Genomic DNA, 21,071 nt, shown 5'->3' on the forward strand with positions numbered 1-21,071 from the left:
AATAAAATGCAATGAAGCCCCTGTTTTTTTTAAAAAACAGGGGCTTTTTACATACGAAATTAGACTTTAAAAAAGAGTTAGCCCAAAACTCCACCCAACCCATCCAGTTAAGCCTTTGCTGTTATCTTTCATTACATTGTAGCGTTTGGTTCGATCCTGAACAAAAGTTGAGGTGTTATTATCCGGAGTGCTTTTATCTCTTGTTTCAGATGAATAGATATTGAAAGAAGGTCCGGCAGATACTGTAATACCTTTGAAAATGCGAAAGGTAAAAGGAGAATCGAATTTATATAAAAAGTTATAGCGGTCCCAATTTCCTAAATAAAGATATTGCGTACTGATTTCAGGGTTATAAGTAAAACGTTTTCCTAAAAGGATATTCTTGCCTAATCCGACACCAAAAGAAAATAGTTTTTCTTCGTTATTTCGTTCACTTCTTCCTGCCATCAAAATAGTATAGAGTTTATTATCTCCGGTTTTTACAGCAAGATTCAGATCGGAAATTTCATTACTTGTGATACTAATCTTTTGATATCCATTCTTTTTGAAATTTAATAATCCAAAGCTGTATCCAGATGGCGAATCGGTAATATTGATTAATCCAAACTGGATTCCATGTAGTTCTTTGGCATAATTTAAGATTCCTGTTATTTGGGCACCGTGCACGGTTTCGTTTCCTGCATTATAAATAGCTGAAATCTGCAATCCGTTTTGAGAACCCTTTACAGTATTAAGAATACTGGCCATTTGCATGCCTTTAGAATTTTTTTGTACACTGTTATAAATACCAGTGATCTGTAAACCATTTTGCGAGCCCTTCACACTATTATGAATACCGCTCATTTGCAGTCCATTCAGATCGCCAAATACATTGTTATAAATTCCGGCTAACTGAACCCCATTTACAGACCCTCCCACGATGTTGAATATACCGGCCATTTGTAATGCATTGACATTCATACGATTTATATTGTATAGACCAGCCATTTCTAAACCGCTAACTCCGCCGGTATATCCTCCTAATAAGTTTAAAGAGAAACTACTGTTTAGTTGTGAATTCATCATGCCGCGCGTGCTTAAACCCGGAATTAAAGAAGCTTGTACAGGAACTTCAGAAATAAATCCTCCAAGGTTGAGTGATTGTATTTTTTGTTTGGAGGAAATAAAGAAACGGCCAATTCCTGTTCGTTCAACGGCTGAGAAATCACCATCGACATAATCTGAGTTTGATTTTCTGGAACCCATTTGAATTTTAACTTCAGAAAGAAAAATTGTGGTAATGCTTTTGTAGTTTTCTTTTACAACAGTCAGTTCAATGGTTTCGGATACATTTTTAAGCCGAAGTTCAAAAAAACCTTCCTTATCTGTTAAAGTTGACTGCAAGGAATTCTTTTCGTAGACACTCGCGTTTTCAATCCGTTTATTGGTTTGTACATCCATAATGTAACCATTTACAACCTGATGTTCGCTCACAACGCTGTTTTTTTCAAGCACAAGTGCGAGTTCCAAAGGAGCATAACGCAGAATAATGAAACCCTTTGATTCTCTATACTCGTACTTATTGCCTAGTAACTGATCTAAAACATCTTTTATCGTAGATTGCTTAGAATGAATGGTAACGGCACTATCTTTTACGACTAGTTTACTGTAATAAGCAAATCTAAAGTTTCCTTTTTGCTCCATTAAATCTAAAATATGTCCCAATGGTTTTTTATCTGCATCTATTGATATTTCGGTATCTAAGACAGATTGGGCATGAGCGCTAAAAAAAGTACTTGAAATAAATAAAAATAAAACTTGAACAAAAGTAAATTTTGAATGGATGGGCATATAAAAAAGGGATTATTCTAATAGAATTTGGTTGTTTTTACGTTCAATTTCAATCCTGAAAGTTTCGTGAATTACTTCTAAAACCTGATCTAATGATTGCTCTTTAAATACAGTTGTTAATGGTTTTTCTTTTAAAGAAGGATTTTTAATGATGATATTGGCATTGTATATTTCGTTGAGTGCCGCAACTAATTCCTGTAACGGTGTCTCATCACAAACTAATTCCTTGTTACGATAATAATTATACAATCTGCCTTTGCTGATGCTTTTTAATAATTCCGATTTTTGATCGGCAATGATTACTTTTTCACCATGTCTTAATTCTACCTGATCTTTATTTTTACTCACTTTTACAATTCCGGTTTCAACATCTACGGTTGTTTTTCCATTTTTATTTTTCACATTAAAAGAAGTTCCTACGACTTGTATCGTAACATCATTAATTGTAATGATAAAAGGTTTTGTTTTGTCTGGAGAAACACTAAAAAAAGCTTCACCTTTTAAAGTAACTGGCCTGGTGCTGCCCTTAAACGTGCTGGTATAAGATAAAGATGATTTTTTATTTAAAGTAACTGTGGTACCATCTGGTAAAGTATCATTTAGTGTAGTGTTTGATGCGTATATATGAATTAATGTGTTAGCCGATTTGTTTTCGAAATAAGAATAACTAAGCCATCCTAAAGTGCTAATTAAGAGAATCGAGGCCGCAATACGCAGCCAATAGCCGGAAGATTTTTTAGGAGTTATTACCCGAACCTCTTTTTCATGAATGCGATTTTGCAGCCGTTTCCAGGCCGCATCTTCATTTATGGTTTTATTTTTGGCCACAATTAAAAGGCTGTCTTCCCATATTTTTTTAAAATCATTGTAGTAGTTTAGATTTTTTTCATCGGCTTTAAGCCAATTCTCTACTGCTGCATTTTCGTCTGCATCAGTTTCGCCAACCAGGTATTTCACTAGTAAATCATCGTTCATATTCATATTGTTTTGGCTCATGATCTTCGGATTAAATATAATAACTGCAATAGGAAAGGAAGATACTCAACCAGTCTTAATCGTAATACTTTAAGGGCTTTGCCCATTTGGTTTTCGACTGTTTTTATAGAAATATTCAATTGATCGGCAATTTGCTGATATTTGAGCTGTTCAAAACGACTCATCTGAAAAATGGTACGGCATTGCGGCGGCAATTCGCTGATTGCTTTTTGAATATCGTTTTCGAGTTCAGTTGCAATCATTTGGTTTGATGCATCTTGATTTGAGGATTCCATATTACCTGAATACTGCAGTTGAAAAGAGTTTTTTATTTTTAGGTGTTTGAGGTGATTGAGACTTTCATTATGAACCGACCTGTAGAGATAAGCTTTTAATGAATCATCAATTTGCAGCTGCTCTTTTTTTTCCCAGATCCTAAAAAATACATTTTGTACAATCTCTTCGGCAATGACATCATCTTTCATAAAAGTATAGGCAAAAGCATGAAGGTTTCTAAAATACGTTTTAAAAACCTTTTCAAAAGCAGCTTCGTTTCCGTTCTTTATAGAACTGACAGGGTCTATATTACTATACTCCACTAATACGTTTTGACATTCAATCAAAGATATATACTTTTTATATTCAATATTATTTTTTTGAGTAATTGTAAGAAGGACTTTGCTGATCGTGTACGATATTATGATTGGCCAATAACTGAATAAAAGGATCAATCGTAGTGTCGATATCGAGGTCAGTGTTCAGGCTAAATTCATAACAATGAATAATACAGCTCTGATCTGAGAGATAAGTAAAAGACAATCCTTTATCTGTTCCTTCGGTAATAATAATTTTATTTTCTATGGTTTTTACACAATTATCTTTTCGGGTAAAGTATTTGAAAAGCTGCTGTTGAAATTGTTGCTGTTTTTCTTGACTTGTTGGCATAATACAGGATATTTAATAGATTGAACAGTTTCTTTTTTTAATTTATTTTTATCAATAACATCCGGACTGGCAAAAATGTAATACATCTTTTTTCGAAAACCTTTTGCTTTTTTTACATCCTTAATAATATCCTGAAATTCATGTATGTTGAGGTATAGCGGATTGAGTTTGCTTTTAAGTGAATTGGTAATTCCATAACGCGGTTTTTCTTCTTCGTATTGGAAGGAACCAAATAAGTGGTCCCAAATCATGAAGGCCGCACCAAAATTTTTATCCAGGTATTTTTCCTGACTTCCGTGATGTACACGATGATTTGAAGGGGTTCCAAAATATTTTTCAATAAGGGGATGCAGTTTTCCAATAGCTTCGGTATGTACCCAAAATTGATACAAAACACTCAGCTGGTTTGCAATAAAAAATATCGCGGGATGAAAACCGGCAAAAATTAACGGAATAAAAAAGACAATTTTAGCATACTGAAACCAGCTTTGCCTAAAACTTACGGTAAGATTGTAATGTTCAGCAGAATGATGCACGACATGAGTTGCCCAGAAAAAACGGCAATAGTGAGAAATTCGGTGTGTCCAGTAAGAACTAAAATCATACAATATAAAACACGGAATTAAGCTCCACCAATTAAATTCCATGCGATAGGGCAGTATATTATAAATTTCGACTACGGCATAAAGTAATCCTGTTTTCATTACTAAGTTAACGGTTAAATTCCCTAAACCAATTAGTACAGATCCCAGAGTTTCTTTTCTATCATATTCTTTTCGTTCTAAGAAATGAAAAATCACAAATTCTAATACGGTAAAAAGTAATACAATGGGCAGTGCATAAACAATTAAGTTTGGAGCACTTTTCTCGACTTCATGAATTCTTTCGAGTGCAATGGGCTGTGCACCAAAGAGGGTCAGCTTAATAAATAAGTAATTGATGATTTTGATCATGATGATTTTTTTTGATTGAATTATGTAATTTGAATGTTGATTGTAAAGAAGGAATGATGTAATTCCACTTTGTTGTTTATAGTACTAATACAATTGAATTACATTTTACCCCTATGCCCTTTTACGATTTATTTGATAAATAGACTGAGTCTAAAAATGGCTTGGTGAGCTTGCGAATTTTTAGTAACATCATATTTACGTTTCGCAGGAAATTTTTATCTTTAATAGAAAATAATCGATTCTGAAGTTGAAAAGTCACCCAGCGCCGAAATGTTGACGCCAAATACCTTAAAATTGAAAGTATGGATAGACAGATTAATAATAAAACAGTAAAAGTCGATGGAGTAAATATTTTTTACAGGGAAGCCGGTAATAGGGAAAATCCAACAATTCTTTTGTTACATGGATTTCCGACCTCTTCAATAATGTTTAAAAACCTAATGACTGCACTTTCCGACAAATTTCATCTTGTCGCACCTGACTATCCAGGTTTTGGTTTCAGTGATTTTCCTTCTATTAAAGACTTTGAATATTCGTTTGAAAATATTGCTTTTCATATCGATAAATTCACGAAAGCAATCAATCTTAAATCCTTCACGATCTATCTTCATGATTATGGAAGTTATATCGGTATGCGAATCTGTTTGAAAAACCCTGATAAAATTGATGCAATAATTATTCAAAATGGCAATAACTATTATGAAGGTTTGGGGCCTCAGTGGGACGAAATGAAAGATTATTGGAAAAAGCCTTCCAAGGAAAAGAAAAAGAAGTTGTATGCGTTTTTGAGTGAAGAAGGAACTAAGGCACAATATTTTTTGGGCGTACCTGAAAGATTACACCAAAACATCAGTCCTGAATCCTGGATTATAGACTGGGAACGAATGAGCAGACCAGGAAACCTAAATATGCAGTATAAACTAAACTGCACTTATGAAACAAATTTTGAAATGTTCCCGGGTTTTCAGGAATATTTTCGCAAATATCAACCGCCCGCGCTTATTATTTGGGGTAAATATGATGTCTACTTTGATGTTGCGGAAGCATATTGCTATAAAAAAGATTTATATAAAGCTAAAACTCATATTTTAGAAGGTGGGCACATGGCATTAGAAACAAATTTTGATGAAGTGCTAAATCTTATTAGATCATTTATGACAAATAGATAAATGATACAAAAAAACCTGGCTTTGTACACAATGTAATTGTATTCAGCTGAATCTGTTAAGTTGAAAGGGCTATATTTTTTATTCAATACTTCCCGTTGGAACAAAATCTGATATGTCATCATATTTTGGTTCAATAACTACCTTGCCTTTTAAATTCATAAGCCCTTGTTTTATAGTACGGGAATCTTCGTAATTGCGGCTGAAATTATGAAAGTGGATAAGACCAAATTGATACGATGTGAATTTTCTATTTTTGTTTTGGCTAAAATCAAAAGGTATTTTTTCCTGAGAACCAATAAAAGCTATTGGCTCATCATTTATATTTGTTATGACATACAAATCATTACCCAAGGCGACAATTCCCTTATCTTCAAAAGACATAATCTTTTTTCCCTGAGTATTTATCATTATTGTTTCATATTTGTTTTTAATGCTTGCCAAAAGATAATTATTGTCCAAAAGGGTTAATTGCCACCAATTAAATCCGAGTACAAATACGCCTTTGGTGTTAATCAGAGCATGGTCCAGATTTCCATCTTCTTTGTCATCAAATCTCGCTATTACAGTCTTTCCATAACTAAAAGGCTCTGCCTTGGCATAAACAGGCTTTATGATTTCTTTTCCTGTAATGTCTATAAAACCAAAATTTGGATTATACTCATTGTAAACTTTATCGAGTTTGTAAACCATAACTCTGGCGAGACCGTCGCTAAAGTCTAAAATTTCTCTATAAATTGGCTGTGTCACAATTTGTCCCTTCGTATTTATAAGTCCAAGTATAAAGTTACCTTCATATTTTGTATCAGCTAACGAATAGGTTGCCAAGCCATTCGAAAAAACAAGATCTATGTCGTATTTAGCATCGGTAACAATTTCTCCTTTTAGATTTATGAGCCTGCCAATATTTGTTTTGTTATTGTTTTTGGAAGCATATTTTTCGAAGACCAGTGCATACCCGTTTGTAAAAGTATCAGCTCCGGTGTATTGAACTTTAATTACTTCTTCACCTTTTAAATCGACATAGCCATATAAATTATTTTTTGCTACTATGGCACGACCCTGCGAAAAAGATCCAATAGTATCATATATTGGCTGAACAACTATTTCTCCCTGAGTATTTATAAAACCCCATTTACCATTGATTTCTACCCCGGCCATTCCTTCGTCAAAGAAAGTTGTGTTTGTATATTGAAGTGGAATTACTATTTTACCCGAAATATCGCAATAGCCCCATTTACCTTTTTTATCTTTTATATCTATCAAAACAATCTTAGGTTCGGTAGTATTGTTAATTTCTACTCCGGCAGGACCCGGAGCTACGACAGGTAATCCAACTTCAGGTGTGTATTTTCCAATATTTACAGGTACAAGGTTATTACTCCATGAACCGACTGCATCATAAATAAGCGGAATCACCTCATGTCCTGAGGCATCAATAAACCCATGTTTGCCGTCAAGACTGACATGAGCTAAATATTTTTTCTCTTTTTGCCCAAAAGCGGCGGTATAAAATGCGAGTAATAGAAGTAGTACGGTATATTTCATATAGAGAAGCGTTACTAGAAAATTATCATATATTTCCCATAAATGTAGAAAAAAAATTGATGGTAATATTAGGTAATAGTAAACGGGTTTTTGCTGACACCCAAATCTGCCACGATTTTGCCACAAAACTTTTGAGTGTTTTTACAAATTTTGAAAACTGCTTTAAATGCAAAAAAACCTGCGAATCTTAGGATTTGCAGGTTTTACCACGTTTTTCATGGGTTTTTGAAAAGTTTGATAAATTTACCTTTTTCACTTCTTTTACCCTTTTGTAGGGAGAGCAGGATTCGAACCTTAAGCTTGAAACCCGCATATTTCCTGCATTTTATTTTTTTTCTACCTAGTGCGCCACGATGTTGCCACGAAATTAAAAACATCAATTTATAATTATGACAATTTGTTTTAAATGAGTACTATAGTTCTAGTTTGAAATCAAATTTAAATAATTCTTTTTGATAAAAACATAAAATAAACAGCCTTAACTTTTTGTGGCAAAGGTATCCCTTCCATTTATATTTATTTTGATAAATGCAATTCTGTGACTTCTATACTATTACTGGCTCCATTGATATATTCCGGAAATCTCAGGAATCATTTAGATTAGTTTTGTATAAGAAATAAGTTCCAATAGCTTGTTACAGGGAATAGGCTTGTAATGTTTTTTTTGCCCATTTTCCCCAGTCTTTCAAAGCATCCAAAAGTATTTTGTTTAGTCCTTTATTGTCAGTAGGTTTACCTTTAATTGGTGGAGCTAAATCTTTGTCAGAAACTGGAATTTCTGTAACTTTTGTAGCAAACCATGTCATATTTTCATGTGGCAGGGCCAAGCCTAAAATTGTTCCGGGTAATCCTGTAAAAGATTCAGGGCCACCGGCAAATGGAATTTGAATAGTGTAATAGGCAACAACATAAACAGAATCGAGAACTATAGCATTTGCTCTGCGGCATTCATAGCCGGCAATTTCTCTGGTTTCATCGGTAATTTTCCAGTCAATTTTACGTAAACTGTCTTTAACTAAATATAAATCGTCATAAACGTTTTTTTGGGTAATGCTGGTTTGGGTATCTAGATCTGTGGCGATAACATTTTTTAAATTAGCCATTGCATCGTCAGCAATCCAACTGTTGCTTGCTGATTGATTTGTTTCATCCCATTTGTATATACTCTTGTTTTTTGAAAAACTGAGAATGCTTTTTGTAGTTTTAAATTGTGGATTGGTTTTTTTATAACTTTCAAAAGCAGCTTGATAATAACTATTAGTTTCTCCTTTTATTTTTTTTGTAATCAAAGCATACATATTCGATTTTTTCTCAAATTCGATTACGCCATTTTGTACAAAGTGATCATTTTGTGCAAAAGTATTGCAGCTTGTCAATACAATTATTAAAATTAAGATGCGATTTATTATTGTTTTCATGGTTTTAGTTTTGTTTAATTTCTCCTCCGCCCATTTTGCTGAAATCCCAGCTTACAGAGAACATAAAATATCTTTGGATAGTCGTATAAGTACTTTGGTTGATATTTCCATTGAATGCAGAACGATTAAATCCTACATTTTGGTTCAAAAGATCTCTTCCCGTTATAGAAACTTTTAAATTATCTGATTTTAAGAATTTTTTGGTGATAGATGCATTCCAAATAAAACGTTCAAAAGTTTCCTGAATCACTTGCGTTTTTCCATTATATTGATAATTACCATCTGTGCTAATTTCTAGTTTGAAAGGTAGTTGTATACTGGTCCAGAAATCTCCATTAAAACCCCAACCATTACTATCACTATTTTCATTGATGCTTGCATTAGCAACGTTGTAAGTAGGTCCGAAGCTAGTATTAAAATTATATTTTTTTTCTTTATTCTTTGATAAGTTTAAATTAAAGGAATAAATTGAATTTTTAGTTTGATTCAGTTTTGTATTGATGTAATTATAGTTTAAATTTTTGTTGGCGCTTAAACCAATTCCTGCTCTCATGTCTATGGCTTTGATTGTTTTGCCAAAATTACTATTCAAATAATAACTTGTTGTAACTTTGTTTTTTAGGTTTACAAATTGAGAAATACTTTCCCCTCTATCATTTGTAACCACATTACTTATTATTGGATTTAGCGTAAAATTATACGATCCATTAACCGAAAAATATTGATTGCTAAGTACTTTATACGAATAATAACTTCCTCTAAAATTATTTCTAAAAGAAGGATCTAAATTTGGATTACCCAAAATCGTATTTAATTGGTTTTGATTATTTCGTATCGGTTGTATTTGTTCTAATGTTGGCTGATCGGTGTTTCCGTTATACGACAAACGCAGTGATTCTCTTTGTTTAAAATTATATTGATAGTTTATCTGAGGCATGTAGTTGACAAATTTTTGCTTAAAAGAACTATCTGTATAAACATCATATTGTTTAAAGTTTACACCACTAAATTTAGAACCAAAAGAAAAAACAGTTTTATTTTTTTTGTAATTAAAAATCGCTCCAAGTTGGTTTATCGTTTGGTCTAATTCATAATTATTACTAAAGATGGAATCCAAAACATTATAATCGCCATTTGGAGATTGATTAAAAGACTTACGATCAGCTTTTCCGTTACTTATATTGAAGCCATAATTAAGAATTACAGATAGACTTTTGGATAACGGTTCGGTATAGATTAAATTTGATTTAAAAGCTGTATTGCTAATATTATTGACTTTGTTTTGATCGACTACTTTGGTACTATCTGGACTAATTACGGATGTTGTAAAAAATTCAGCTCTGGAATTTAAATAACCATCACTTTTGCTATCTGTACTTGATTGGCTTAAATTAAGAGATAATGTTCGGCCCGTTTTTTTAAGTCTTTTGGTTAATAAAGTATTTATATTAAATATTTTATCATCAACATCGTTTGTAGTTGTCTGTTTCAAATTATTCAATTGGTTACCTTGTTCGTCAGTACCTTTTCGCATTTCTGCTTCACTTGAATTACTATTTTTAAATAATCCATCTACATTTAATTTTAAAGTTAAAGTAGTATCAATTTTAATTTCATAAGCCAGATCAAGTTTATTTTTAGTCATGTTTTTCTCAAAATTTTTGTCTGAAGTATTATAAATGCTGCTGGAACTTAAATTTTGCTGGTTAATATCATTGCGATTTCCTGAAAGTTTGATATCGCCAATTTTATAATTTACATTGATAGATTCTTTATCGTTGTTCCATTTATTGTCAAAATGTATTCCGCCAGTTTGAGCTACTGGAATTCCTTCACCATTAAATTGTCCATCCCAACTTTCAAATTCATCATTTCCATTGTTTGAAAAATTAATACCGCCGTCATCACTTACTTGATAACCGCTTTGGCCATATTTATCTTTATCTCCCCATCCTAATCCAACTTGTCCTGTGTTGCCTAAAATGCCATAAGCTGCTAATTTTTTCTTATCCCAAAACTTATTAAACATGGCTTGACCTTTGTAAAAATTATCAGTTCCTCCTCCGAGTTCTACTTTCCCGAAATGACCATTTTTTTTGTCTTCTTTAAGTTTAACATTTAGAGTTTTGGTTTTCTGACCATCATCAATTCCTGTAAAAGCGGCTTGATCACTTTTTTTGTCGTACAATTGTACTTTATCAACCATGTCCGCACGTAGATTTTTTGTAACTAAAGTGGGATCATCACCAAAAAATTCTTCACCATCAACCAAAACTTTGGTTACAGTTTCGCCTTGAGCGGTAATTTTTCCATCCTTATCAATTTGTATTCCTGGGAATTGTTTTATCAGATCTTCCACTTTTGCATTAGGTTCTATTTTAAATGCTTTTGGATCAAATTCTAACGTATCTCCTTTGATTTTCATGGCGGCTCTATTGCCTTTTATAATTATTTCGGATAGTAATCTTCCTTTATCAGCCAAATTAATTTTACCATAATCTTTGATTAACTTTGTGGAATCAACAGAAAATTGATCTACAAAATCAGCATATTTGGGATAAGAAACCAGTATAATAAATTTACCGGCTTTAATATTATTCAACTCAAAATAACCATTTTCTTTGGCTCGGGTAAATTTTAGTAAAATGGAATCTTGAGCTCTTAACAAAGAGACTGATGCATTTGTTAAAGTAGAATTGTTTATGGTATCTGTTAGATATCCTTTAACTGTGCCTGATTTTTGTGCCTGTAAAGTATTTGATAAAAAAAGAAAGCAACATAAGAATAGAATTGTTTGTCTCATTAATTGGGTGTGGTTTTTTGAAAAAAAGGCATTATAGTTCTATTCTATTTTTTGAGAAATAGAAATAAATTGCACTTGTTGTGTGATTTGTTTTTTGAGTAAGAAGATTGTAGATTCTATAATAGAAATTGAAATAGCACTTTTTTATACAGGTTTGCAGAAGTATAGTGACTTGGTTTTATGAAATTCATAATTTTTTTGCGAGGTTTTGGTTGTTAGCGGTGTAAATTTTAACGATTTTAATTAGTAATCGTTACTATAATAGTTAAATGTGAATATAGTTCAAATGTAAATAAAAATACTATAATATTAAAAAAGACTTTACTTTCACAAAACTTAGATTCATGAAATATTTTTAGAAAATCGCCTTAACTTTTTGGGTAGTGTTTCAGATTAGGTGTTTTTACAAAATAGAAATGTAACTAACTGAAATGAAACAAGATTTTCCGAATCACAAAAAAGCCTAAGAAATCTGGATTTCTCAGGCTTTTAATTTTTACTAGTAGCCCCGCCCGAACAAATGTCGAACTTTTTTACTCAAGATTTAGAGCTTTTATTGAGTATTCCTGCAAACGGCAATATTATATTAAAGGAAACTTTTATTATGGTTTGTGACAAGATTAGCTAAGTTCATAGAATAACCAAGTATTTTTAATTATTATTGAATTTGCTTGGTAATATAAATATTAGTCTTATTGTTCTGTTTAAAAGTCTTTTTTTTACTTGTTTAGTCTTTTTTATATTCAATTTTTGTAATAGACATCTGTTAAATAATAATGAGTAATAAAAAAAATAAAATAAGTATAATAGCTAATATAATTTATTCTTTATGACATTAAAAAAAACAAAGATTCATGTTTTTTTAACCTTTCTTTTTAATTACATTTTATTAATAATGAAGTTCCAAAATAAATACTCAAATTGCGTGTTTTTATCATGTAAATAATTATAAATAAATGAACTAGAAATAAACTAAGCACACGTGTATATCTACGTAGTAAACTTCTTTAAGGTACAAAAATATATGGCCATTTTTGCTGTATTTAATGCATCTACGATTGAAATTATAAATTTTTGAAATAGTTATCAAAAAATATAAGAAATATTACCAAGGAGCCGTCAAAATTGATTCGACGGTTTTTTTATGTGTATTATCCTTAAGGGATAAAAAAAATTATAGTCAAGAATTTAAGGATCTGTTACAGTAATAGATCTAGTCATACTGTTAAACAAGCTAAGGTGAAGGAAATAAAAAGAACTTTTATTATTGGTGAAGAATGGCTTTATCTTAAATTATATTGTGGTAATTATTCAGCTGACTATGTTTTAAGTACAGAAATACAATTAATTGTCAATAAGCTGTTTAGGAAAAAGCTAATTGATTATTGGTTTTATACAAGATATAATGATCCAGAGAATCATTTACGAATCCGTTTTCACTTAACTAATTGTAAAAACATTCAAAAAATACTACGTCTGACAAATTCTTATTTCATTAAATTGATTGAAAAACACATTGCATATGATGTTATTGTAGCAACATATAAAAGAGAAATAGAGCGGTATGGTGAAAGTACTATTATTGAAGTAGAAAAACTATTTCATTGCCATAGCAAGAAAACAGTTGCACTTATTGATGGTGCAAGAAATCAAGAATATGATGAAATAACTCGAATATTTGCATCACTTTTTATGATGGATGAATTATTTAAAACCTTTGAAATTACATTAGATCAATGTCAATCTTTTATCGAGGCTACCTATTTTCAATTTAAATCAGAATATAATATAGATAAAGATAATGCAAAAAGGATGTCGCAATTATATTTGAATTATAAAAATGATATTTCAGCCCTTCTTAAAGATGGGCAGGATCCTGCTTATTTAAATGGACTTGTTGGAATCGTTAAAATGGAACACGAAGAAATAGAAATAGTAAAAATAATTTTGGATAAAATAAGAAAACATAATAAAATAGAACTAATTAGATCCCTTATTCATATGAATATTAATAGAACATTTAGATCTAAACAGAGGCAGTATGAAATGTTGTGCTACTTTTTCATGAACCAGTATTATAAAAGAGCCATCTTCCAAAAATGAAAAATTCTTTTTTATTTTTTCTATTGATGATTACGACAAATCTTTTTTCTCAAAAAAAGACATTTTTTGCTATTCCTGATTCATTGAAGGAAATGAATTTTAAAACTTTACAAGCTGGTTTTGATAATTCATTATTGGATACTAAGAAACATTCTATTTATGCAAAAACATATTATAAAAAATCAAAGCTGCAAAATGATGAAATGATAAAGCTAAATGGGATGTACATGCTTGCATATATTTCTAGTGAAGATTCTTTATTTACTTTCACAGATTCAATTATTGCATTAACTAAACATAAAAATAATTTAGTTTATCCTGCGAGAGCCTATATATTAAGAAGTATAATCTTTTTTACAAATGGTCATTTCAATAAAGCATTAGATAATATTATTAATGCAGAGAAATACTCTAATAGGTCGGGAAATACCGAACAACAAATATTCATAAATCAACAGATAGGTTTAATAAAAATTGAATTGGATAAGCCTGAAGAAGCATTACCATTGATATTAGAGAATTATAATTATTATAAAAATAAAAAAAGCAATTCGCCATATTATATTTATTCCGCATGGATATTGTCGAATATTTATAATCGTTTAAATAAACCTGATAAAGCATTATATTATACTGACCTTTTTTTAAAAAGCATGCATAAAGATGATTATTATTATAAATATTTCATGCTTAATAAGGGAGTGTCATATCATTTAAAGAAGCAATACGTACTAAGTAACAATTTATTGGATAAATCAATAGATCTTTTAGAAGATGATAAAATAAATTTAGCAGTAGGATATTATTACAAAGGAGAAAATATCTTACGAGAGAAAAAAGATGATCTTAAATCAAAAGTGTACTTCGAAAAAGTTGATTCCATCTTATTAACTACAACAGAGTTTACTTCTTTGTTAAGAAAAAATTACTTGAACCTAATTGCAATCTCAAAGAGACAGCAAGATCATGATATGCAATTATACTTTTTAAATCGCCTGATTGAAATTGATGAAAAACTTAATAAGAATAATGTGATTTTATCTGAAAATATGCATCAGGTTTACAATATACCGCATTTACTGAAACAAAAAGAAGATGTTATTTCAAAAATAAAGAACGAAAAAAAGACCTATATGGCCATTGGAATTGTTATTTTTACTATGCTACTTTTGACATTGTTTTATTTATATAAAATGCGGAAACAGAAGGAATTTGCAGAAGCGCGTTTTAAAATTTTAATAAGTGATCGTCAAATAGAAAGTGACTATGATTTGAATATTAATTTTGTAAAAAATGACCATGTTAAATCTTTTGATTTGCCAGCATCGGTATCCAAAGAAATATTGCAAAAATTAATAACCTTTGAAAAAGAGCAAGGTTATCTAGAACTCAATTTAAAATTGAGTGATTTAAGTACAAGATTTGAAACCAATAACAGTTATCTGTCAAAAGTTATAAATCAACATAAGAACAAAAATTTTAGCCAATATATAAATGATCTACGGATTGCTTACGCGGTAAAAAGACTAAGGACTGAAAGGAAATTTTGCAAATATACAATTAAGGCAATAGCCCAAGAGGTTGGATTCAGTAATACTGAATCTTTTGCAAAGGCATTTTATAATAATACAGGACTTCAGCCCTCTTTTTTTATAAAAAAAATTATAGAAACCAAATAATTTCTTTTTGTAACTAATTGTAATGGCACTATTTGTATGTCATGTTGCTCTAGATTTATAAATCTAGAATAAGTCTTTTTTTCTTTAAATAAGCTCTGTTCTATATTTGTAATAATTAATTTTAAATCAATAAAGTCATGAAGAAAAAAAAAATCGAAACAAGTGAGAAATTGTCCCTTAGTAAATTTAGAGTAGCTGAATTAAAAAATCTAAAAAATGTTACTGGAGGGTATGCTCCTCCTGAGGATGGTGGAGTTATAACGGCTGACCCTGGTAAAAAAAGATAATCAACACTTTTTGTTTTTAACAATTATCATTAAATTATATATAATGTCAAAGGTTAGATTTTTTCAACTTATCAAATTTTTCTTTGTTGCAAATTTTTTAAATGCACAGAATGTTGCTCTTCCAGAGAAACAATTTGCTGAAAACATTTTTGGGAAAACAATTAAGGATCCATATCGTTATGTGGAAAAATTTAATGATTCCTTAGTTCAAAAATGGTTTAGAGAAAATAGTGTAGCAACACGCAATGTTTTAGACAATATATCTGGCAGAAGAGAGATAGTTGAAAAACTAGTTGAAATTGACAACAGGAAATCTTATAGCGTGACATTATTAAATATAACTAATGATAATTGTTATTTTTATTTAAAAACAACAGAGAAAGATGTTGGGAAATTATATTTTAAAAGATCTGAAAATGGCCCTGAAATAATGCTTTATGATCCGTCAGATTATAAATTTGGGCACAAAGACCAATATGTTATAAATTACATAAAGCCTTCATGGGATCATAAAGTAATTGCTTTGGGTTTGTCTAAGAATGGGGAAGAAATTGGAGAGATTGCATTTTTAAATATTGATACAAAATCAATCCTGCCGGAAATTATTCCAAATGCTTGGCCAGCTGAATTGAGAGGAATAAAATGGCTTCCAGATAATTCAGGAATTATTTACCAACATATTCCAGTTATTGATTCAAATGATGTAAATTATATATTGAATACAGAATCAGTAGTTTATAAGTTGGGTGATAACCCAATAAATCATAAAATTATATTTTCAAAAAATAGTAATCCTACAATCGATATAAAATCTGAAGATTTTCCAATTATTTGTGAATTCAATCAGCAAGATAAATATATATTAGGCTTTTTAGGAGGAGCTTCCAATTATTATGATTGTTATTATGCAAAAATTGAAGAATTAAGTAGTAATAAAATAGACTGGAAACCATTATTTAAGAAAGAAAATTATATAAAAGATCAAATCCTTATTAACCAAGAACTATTTTGCCTATCTTCTAAAAATGCATCAAATTTCAGTATCATTAAATCCAATATTACAAACTTTGATATTATAAATGCAACTGTAGTTGTACCCGAAAATAAAAAAGAAACAATTGATGATTTTGTTATTTCAAAGGATGGATTGTTTTACAGCACTACAAAAAATGGAGTTGAAGCGAATTTATATTTTATCTCTGATAATAAAACTAAAAAGATAGAGCTTCCCATCAAAGCAGGAAGAATAACTATGCAGGTCAAGAATAAATTTCAATCAGAATTGTGGATAAGTTGTAGTGGCTGGATTAATCCAAAACAAAGATATCGTTATGATGTTTTGAAAAATGAATTCATAGATGCTCCTTTATCTCCAGTAATTGCTTATCCAGAGTATAAAAATTTTGTTGTTGAAGAAATTGAAATTCCTTCAGAGGATGGAGTTTCGATTCCTGTATCTTTAATTTATAAAAAGGAACTCCAGAAGAATAGATTAAACAATATTCTCATTGAAGGGTATGGTGCGTATGGCACTTCTCTTACTCCAATATTTGAGCCGATAAATCTTTCTTGGGTACTAAATGATGGTGTTTATGTTGTGAGTCATGTCAGAGGAGGTGGAGAGAAAGGTGATAATTGGCACAAAGAAGGTTGTAAATCCACTAAGCCTAACTCTTGGAAAGATTTAATTACGACAGCTGAATATCTAATTGAAGAAAAAATTACCAGTAATGATCGAATTGCAATATCAGGAGGAAGTGCAGGAGGAATTCTAGTTGGTAGAGCAATAACCGAAAGACCTGACTTATTTAAAGTAATGTTGTGTGATAATGGTATGTTAAATACTTCAAGAATTAAAGAAATTGCAAACGGGCAAAACAGTATGAAGGAGTTTGGCAATCCAGATATAAAACAAGAATTTGATGCACTTTACGAAATGGATTCTTATCAGCACTTAAAGAAAGGAATTAAATATCCTGCCTGTTTAATTTCTGCAGGTATGAATGATGCCCGCGTTGCTCCATGGATTTCAGGAAAATTTGTAGCGAGACTAAAAGCATCGACTGGATCCAATAATCCTATTCTTTTTGCGGTAAATTATAATACAGGACACGGGATGGATAGTACTGATCTACAACTCTATAATGACTTTGCAGATGGATTTGCTTTTGCTTTATGGCAGATGGGACATCCAAAATTCAAGCTTTTAAAAAAGCCTGATTAGTTTTAAGTTTACAATATATAAAAGCACCCCCCCTGAATAAATTGATTTTTTCAATCCCATTTCAATCCAATAATAAATTGATTAGCAAAATAATCATTCTTATTAGTAACCAATGTTTTTGAAGGAAATAAGTGCTCTTCTAAAACAAATGCGGATTTATTTTTTACAGCTTTTACAAGTATTTCAACACAGGTATTGTTTGCCATATTTATAATTAAAGTATTATCTCCTTCTATCAACGAAATATATTGAGGCAAAGATTCATTGCAGAAAGTAAGATCATCTGAAACAAAGTTGAAAATTTCTTTGTCATATACTGAATGATTTTGATTTAACTTTTTAAAAAAATCAGGATGCCCCTCTTTTGTAAATATCCATTTTGCTTTAGATAAAATACAATTACCAATAGTAACTCTAGGTAGATAATCAAAAAGTTTTTCCAAATTACCCCAATTAAAATTTATTGAAGGTTTGCAGTTTTCAAACTGCATGTCACATAAAAAATGATAGATTGGCAGAGCATTATTTGAATAATTATGTGCATTTGTTAAACGCGGAATAATTTCTTTATCATATTTTTTACTCCATAAAATTAAACGGTCAGAATCCATTTTTAACAAAATATCATCAATAGAAATTTGTTTAGAAGGATTTAAACTGGATTTTCCTAAATATGGTATTTCATAAGATCTGAAACTTGGCCTTCGCAGTATATTTCCCGTCCTTGTTTCTGGTAAATGCACTATTTCAGCAACAATTTTATCTTTGTAATGATCCGATTCATATGTTGTGATTTCATCTGCAAAATTATTGATACCTTCATTTCCATAACAGAATCTTGCTGCTAAATTTGCTGCGCTAGATCCTCCAATACTTTGGATAGTAATCCACTCTTTTTCATTTTCCTGAACAATTTCAAAAACACATGAAAAAGTACATGGCAGATTTTCATGAGAAAAGTCAATAGATTCGAAGTCGTTATAAATGAGTTCTATTTCTTTTTTATTTTCTAAGCGAGCGTGCTGTAATTTATTATGGAGAATTTTTTCTATTTCACTTAAGTCCGTTGACTCACATTCATTTTTCCACTGTTTGATATTTAAAGTGTCTAACAATGGAGTGATGTCAAAATTTCTATTTTGCTGTCCATAACAAATTCCAGTTTCAAAATCAAGTGCTTTAACTAATGGTATAGCTTCTCGTTCATAACGTTTGATAAATGCATTTTTAAAATCTTCTAATAATGTTTTTTTAGGTTTTTCAAAGATCTTGTTTAAAAATTTAACCGTTTTAAGTATGTCATATGCATAAGTATTATCTAATTGAAAATCATTAGAATTATGAAACAAATCTGTTTGAAACAAATATTTTTCATCATAGGGTATCTTATTATCTTTTATAGCTTGGGTGATTTTATTATAAGCAAAAAAGGGATTTTCGATTCTATCGATTTCTAACAATTCTGTTATTATTTTTTTTAAATTCCTGAATTTGTCATTTTCATCGGTTTTGTAAGGCTGTAATTTTGCTTTTGTTGTTTTCTTCAAATAAAACTCTTTAGAATTAAGTGAATCATCCAATAGGTTAATTAACTTATTTAAAAAATCATCACCAGTCAATGTTAGTTCTATTTCACTAACTAATATCTGATGAGAAATTAATTCTTCTATAAATTGAATTGCTTTGTCTTTTTTTATTTGATCACAAATTAAGAGAGATGCCAAATCATTTTTAGTTAGACCAGAAGAAGCCTTGTTAATCACTAAATCTAAATAATGAGTCCTTTGTAATGCTTCAAGAGTATATTTACGTTGATTACTAGCCAAATGGTATTGAATGTATCTATAAAAATCACCAATTTTATAAATCGTAGAATTAGGATAAAAAAGCAGTTCATTTTTAATAATAGCGCTTAATTCCCCTTCCAAATTATTAAGGAATTGCATATCAAAACGTGTTTTTCGATAAAATATACTATTGCCACCATTTAACTTTTGACCATTATTAAAATTAAAGATGGAATTATTGCCAAATTTCCCAGAACCGCACGCAGAGAAAAGACCAAAAGGCGTGCATCTTGTTGACATTCTTATAAAATATTTTAATAGCGCAATTTTTAGTTTATTGATTTTATCATTAGGGTAATTATTCATCAATACCCATTTTTGGACTTCATCATATAATTCGGGAGATGCTAAAAATATCGCTTCTTTAACATAATTGTCGTTTAGTATTTGCGTAATAAGGGTATCTTGATTGTTTAATTCATTTGTCAGTTTATTATAAAAATTGATTGAAAATGATGGAGTTCGAACAATAAAATTTGAAAAAAAGCTAAAATTTATTTTGGTCTTATGCATATATTCATTTAATGGTAGTGTAAGAATAACGTGATAAATAAAAATAGATTTAATTTTCATTATTGAACTTGTTTTTTTTAAAAAAAAAGCGTCGAAATATACTAAATCATTTTTTTAGTACTTGCTTGTTAAACAGATCGTTATGTCGTTTTGAGTCGGTTTTTATAAATTAGAAGACTCGATATTTATGAATCTAGAATAGCATTGTTTGATTTTGATGCTTCACTCACTTAGTTTTGACAAAATAAAATCAATACATCAATAAAAAATGTCAGCGATTTATTTAATTTTTAAAAGTAAATCTAACTGAATGAAGTTAACAGCTAGAATAAAAATTAGATTTAATTACATACTATTTTGCAAGTGGCCAATTGTGAAAGATAATGTATCTAAATAAACTGCTTGCAAGCAAGCCGATGACACGGTTTATATGTCAAAAATTATATAAATTAAGGGACGGAAATGATGAAATAAGTTTTGATGCTTTAAAGGTTAATAAAATTGTTTCAAAAAGTTGTTAGGTTATAACGCTATAAAATTTCGATCGCTTATTAAAAATTAATCAATCATGGAATTAAAAGAAAAAATCATCAGCGAGTTGATGGAAATTAAAAAAGAGGAATTATCAGAAATTGTTGGAGGAAGAGCCTGTACAGCTGGAGGCAAAAAATTTGTAGGATGTGGACCAGGTTACTGTGTAGGAGATTGTCCTTCAAATTGTCTTAGCCATTGTATGGCTCAATATCAATAATTAAATCACAGAAGCTGCTTGAAATATTC

Annotated in this window: 15 protein-coding genes; 6 read left to right on the forward strand and 9 right to left on the reverse strand. The window is 30.3% G+C overall.

Features of this window, described 5'->3' with window-relative positions; translation table 11 throughout:
• Nucleotides 1–66 precede the first annotated feature (66 nt).
• Genes AC6CH4_RS14315 through AC6CH4_RS14335 form a run of 5 tightly spaced genes read right to left on the reverse strand, consistent with a single transcriptional unit; the run spans nt 67 to nt 4,703 of the window.
• A complete protein-coding gene (locus tag AC6CH4_RS14315; protein ID WP_498104032.1) occupies nt 67–1,830 on the reverse strand; it encodes an STN and carboxypeptidase regulatory-like domain-containing protein in 1,764 nt (587 codons plus the stop codon).
• Between the two features lie 12 nt (nt 1,831–1,842).
• Nucleotides 1,843–2,826, reverse strand: coding sequence for a FecR family protein (locus AC6CH4_RS14320; protein ID WP_498104034.1), 984 nt, complete (start codon nt 2,824–2,826; stop codon nt 1,843–1,845).
• Nucleotides 2,823–3,428, reverse strand: a complete 606-nt coding sequence (locus tag AC6CH4_RS14325; RefSeq protein WP_498104036.1) for an RNA polymerase sigma-70 factor — start codon at nt 3,426–3,428, stop codon at nt 2,823–2,825. Before AC6CH4_RS14325 ends, AC6CH4_RS14320 begins: the two co-directional genes overlap by 4 nt.
• A 25-nt stretch (nt 3,429–3,453) precedes the next feature.
• A complete protein-coding gene (locus tag AC6CH4_RS14330; protein WP_498104038.1) occupies nt 3,454–3,750 on the reverse strand; it encodes a hypothetical protein in 297 nt (98 codons plus the stop codon).
• Nucleotides 3,672–4,703, reverse strand: a complete 1,032-nt coding sequence (locus AC6CH4_RS14335) for a sterol desaturase family protein (protein ID WP_498104040.1) — start codon at nt 4,701–4,703, stop codon at nt 3,672–3,674. Before AC6CH4_RS14335 ends, AC6CH4_RS14330 begins: the two co-directional genes overlap by 79 nt.
• Nucleotides 4,704–5,005: 302 nt before the next feature.
• On the opposite strand from AC6CH4_RS14335, the gene AC6CH4_RS14340 reads away from it, so the two are divergent.
• Complete coding sequence (locus AC6CH4_RS14340) at nt 5,006–5,872, forward strand: alpha/beta fold hydrolase (protein ID WP_498104042.1); 867 nt, start codon at nt 5,006–5,008, stop codon at nt 5,870–5,872.
• Nucleotides 5,873–5,950: 78 nt separating this feature from the next.
• Here AC6CH4_RS14340 and AC6CH4_RS14345 read toward each other — a convergent pair whose 3' ends face one another.
• The 3 genes from AC6CH4_RS14345 to AC6CH4_RS14355 form a co-directional block, all read right to left on the reverse strand.
• Entirely contained in the window at nt 5,951–7,417 is a 1,467-nt protein-coding gene (locus AC6CH4_RS14345) for a WG repeat-containing protein (RefSeq protein WP_498104044.1), read from the reverse strand.
• A gap of 635 nt (nt 7,418–8,052) precedes the next feature.
• The gene (locus tag AC6CH4_RS14350; RefSeq protein WP_498104046.1) at nt 8,053–8,835 is read right to left on the reverse strand and encodes a GLPGLI family protein; all 783 of its coding nucleotides are present in this window, start codon (nt 8,833–8,835) and stop codon (nt 8,053–8,055) included.
• Between the two features lie 4 nt (nt 8,836–8,839).
• A complete protein-coding gene (locus AC6CH4_RS14355; RefSeq protein ID WP_498104048.1) occupies nt 8,840–11,638 on the reverse strand; it encodes an outer membrane beta-barrel family protein in 2,799 nt (932 codons plus the stop codon).
• Nucleotides 11,639–12,877: 1,239 nt separating this feature from the next.
• Between AC6CH4_RS14355 and AC6CH4_RS14360 the strand changes: the two genes are divergently transcribed.
• The 4 genes from AC6CH4_RS14360 to AC6CH4_RS14375 all read left to right on the forward strand — a co-directional run bounded on the left by AC6CH4_RS14360 (nt 12,878) and on the right by AC6CH4_RS14375 (nt 17,931).
• Nucleotides 12,878–13,741: a thiopeptide-type bacteriocin biosynthesis protein gene (locus AC6CH4_RS14360; RefSeq protein ID WP_498104050.1), complete on the forward strand. Its 864-nt coding sequence runs from the start codon at nt 12,878–12,880 to the stop codon at nt 13,739–13,741.
• Nucleotides 13,738–15,420 (forward strand): helix-turn-helix domain-containing protein, encoded by a 1,683-nt coding sequence (locus AC6CH4_RS14365; RefSeq protein WP_498104052.1) that lies wholly within the window; start codon nt 13,738–13,740, stop codon nt 15,418–15,420. The genes AC6CH4_RS14360 and AC6CH4_RS14365 overlap by 4 nt, the downstream gene beginning before the upstream one ends.
• A gap of 137 nt (nt 15,421–15,557) precedes the next feature.
• Nucleotides 15,558–15,707 (forward strand): hypothetical protein, encoded by a 150-nt coding sequence (locus AC6CH4_RS14370; RefSeq protein ID WP_498104054.1) that lies wholly within the window; start codon nt 15,558–15,560, stop codon nt 15,705–15,707.
• A 43-nt stretch (nt 15,708–15,750) separates the two neighbouring features.
• A complete protein-coding gene (locus AC6CH4_RS14375; RefSeq protein WP_498104056.1) occupies nt 15,751–17,931 on the forward strand; it encodes a prolyl oligopeptidase family serine peptidase in 2,181 nt (726 codons plus the stop codon).
• Nucleotides 17,932–17,981: 50 nt separating this feature from the next.
• Here AC6CH4_RS14375 and AC6CH4_RS14380 read toward each other — a convergent pair whose 3' ends face one another.
• Nucleotides 17,982–20,351, reverse strand: coding sequence for a lantibiotic dehydratase family protein (locus tag AC6CH4_RS14380; protein WP_498104058.1), 2,370 nt, complete (start codon nt 20,349–20,351; stop codon nt 17,982–17,984).
• 508 nt (nt 20,352–20,859) lie between these two features.
• On the opposite strand from AC6CH4_RS14380, the gene AC6CH4_RS14385 reads away from it, so the two are divergent.
• Nucleotides 20,860–21,042 carry a hypothetical protein gene (locus AC6CH4_RS14385; RefSeq protein ID WP_498104060.1) on the forward strand — a complete coding sequence of 61 codons (183 nt, stop codon included), beginning with the start codon at nt 20,860–20,862 and terminating at the stop codon, nt 21,040–21,042.
• The last annotated feature ends 29 nt before the right edge of the window (nt 21,043–21,071 follow it).

It is taken from the genome of Flavobacterium sp. GQ95 (assembly GCF_059758655.1).

Bases quoted from the DNA above. Each gene is read 5' to 3' on its own strand.
- AC6CH4_RS14315 (WP_498104032.1), bottom strand. From the start codon at position 1,830: ATGCCCATCCATTCAAAATTTACTTTTGTTCAAGTTTTATTTTTATTT.
- AC6CH4_RS14320 (WP_498104034.1), bottom strand. From the start codon at position 2,826: ATGAGCCAAAACAATATGAATATGAACGATGATTTACTAGTGAAATAC.
- AC6CH4_RS14330 (WP_498104038.1), bottom strand. From the start codon at position 3,750: ATGCCAACAAGTCAAGAAAAACAGCAACAATTTCAACAGCAGCTTTTC.
- AC6CH4_RS14335 (WP_498104040.1), bottom strand. From the start codon at position 4,703: ATGATCAAAATCATCAATTACTTATTTATTAAGCTGACCCTCTTTGGT.
- AC6CH4_RS14340 (WP_498104042.1), top strand. From the start codon at position 5,006: ATGGATAGACAGATTAATAATAAAACAGTAAAAGTCGATGGAGTAAAT.
- AC6CH4_RS14345 (WP_498104044.1), bottom strand. From the start codon at position 7,417: ATGAAATATACCGTACTACTTCTATTACTCGCATTTTATACCGCCGCT.
- AC6CH4_RS14350 (WP_498104046.1), bottom strand. From the start codon at position 8,835: ATGAAAACAATAATAAATCGCATCTTAATTTTAATAATTGTATTGACA.
- AC6CH4_RS14355 (WP_498104048.1), bottom strand. From the start codon at position 11,638: ATGAGACAAACAATTCTATTCTTATGTTGCTTTCTTTTTTTATCAAAT.
- AC6CH4_RS14365 (WP_498104052.1), top strand. From the start codon at position 13,738: ATGAAAAATTCTTTTTTATTTTTTCTATTGATGATTACGACAAATCTT.
- AC6CH4_RS14370 (WP_498104054.1), top strand. From the start codon at position 15,558: ATGAAGAAAAAAAAAATCGAAACAAGTGAGAAATTGTCCCTTAGTAAA.
- AC6CH4_RS14375 (WP_498104056.1), top strand. From the start codon at position 15,751: ATGTCAAAGGTTAGATTTTTTCAACTTATCAAATTTTTCTTTGTTGCA.
- AC6CH4_RS14380 (WP_498104058.1), bottom strand. From the start codon at position 20,351: ATGAAAATTAAATCTATTTTTATTTATCACGTTATTCTTACACTACCA.
- AC6CH4_RS14385 (WP_498104060.1), top strand. From the start codon at position 20,860: ATGGAATTAAAAGAAAAAATCATCAGCGAGTTGATGGAAATTAAAAAA.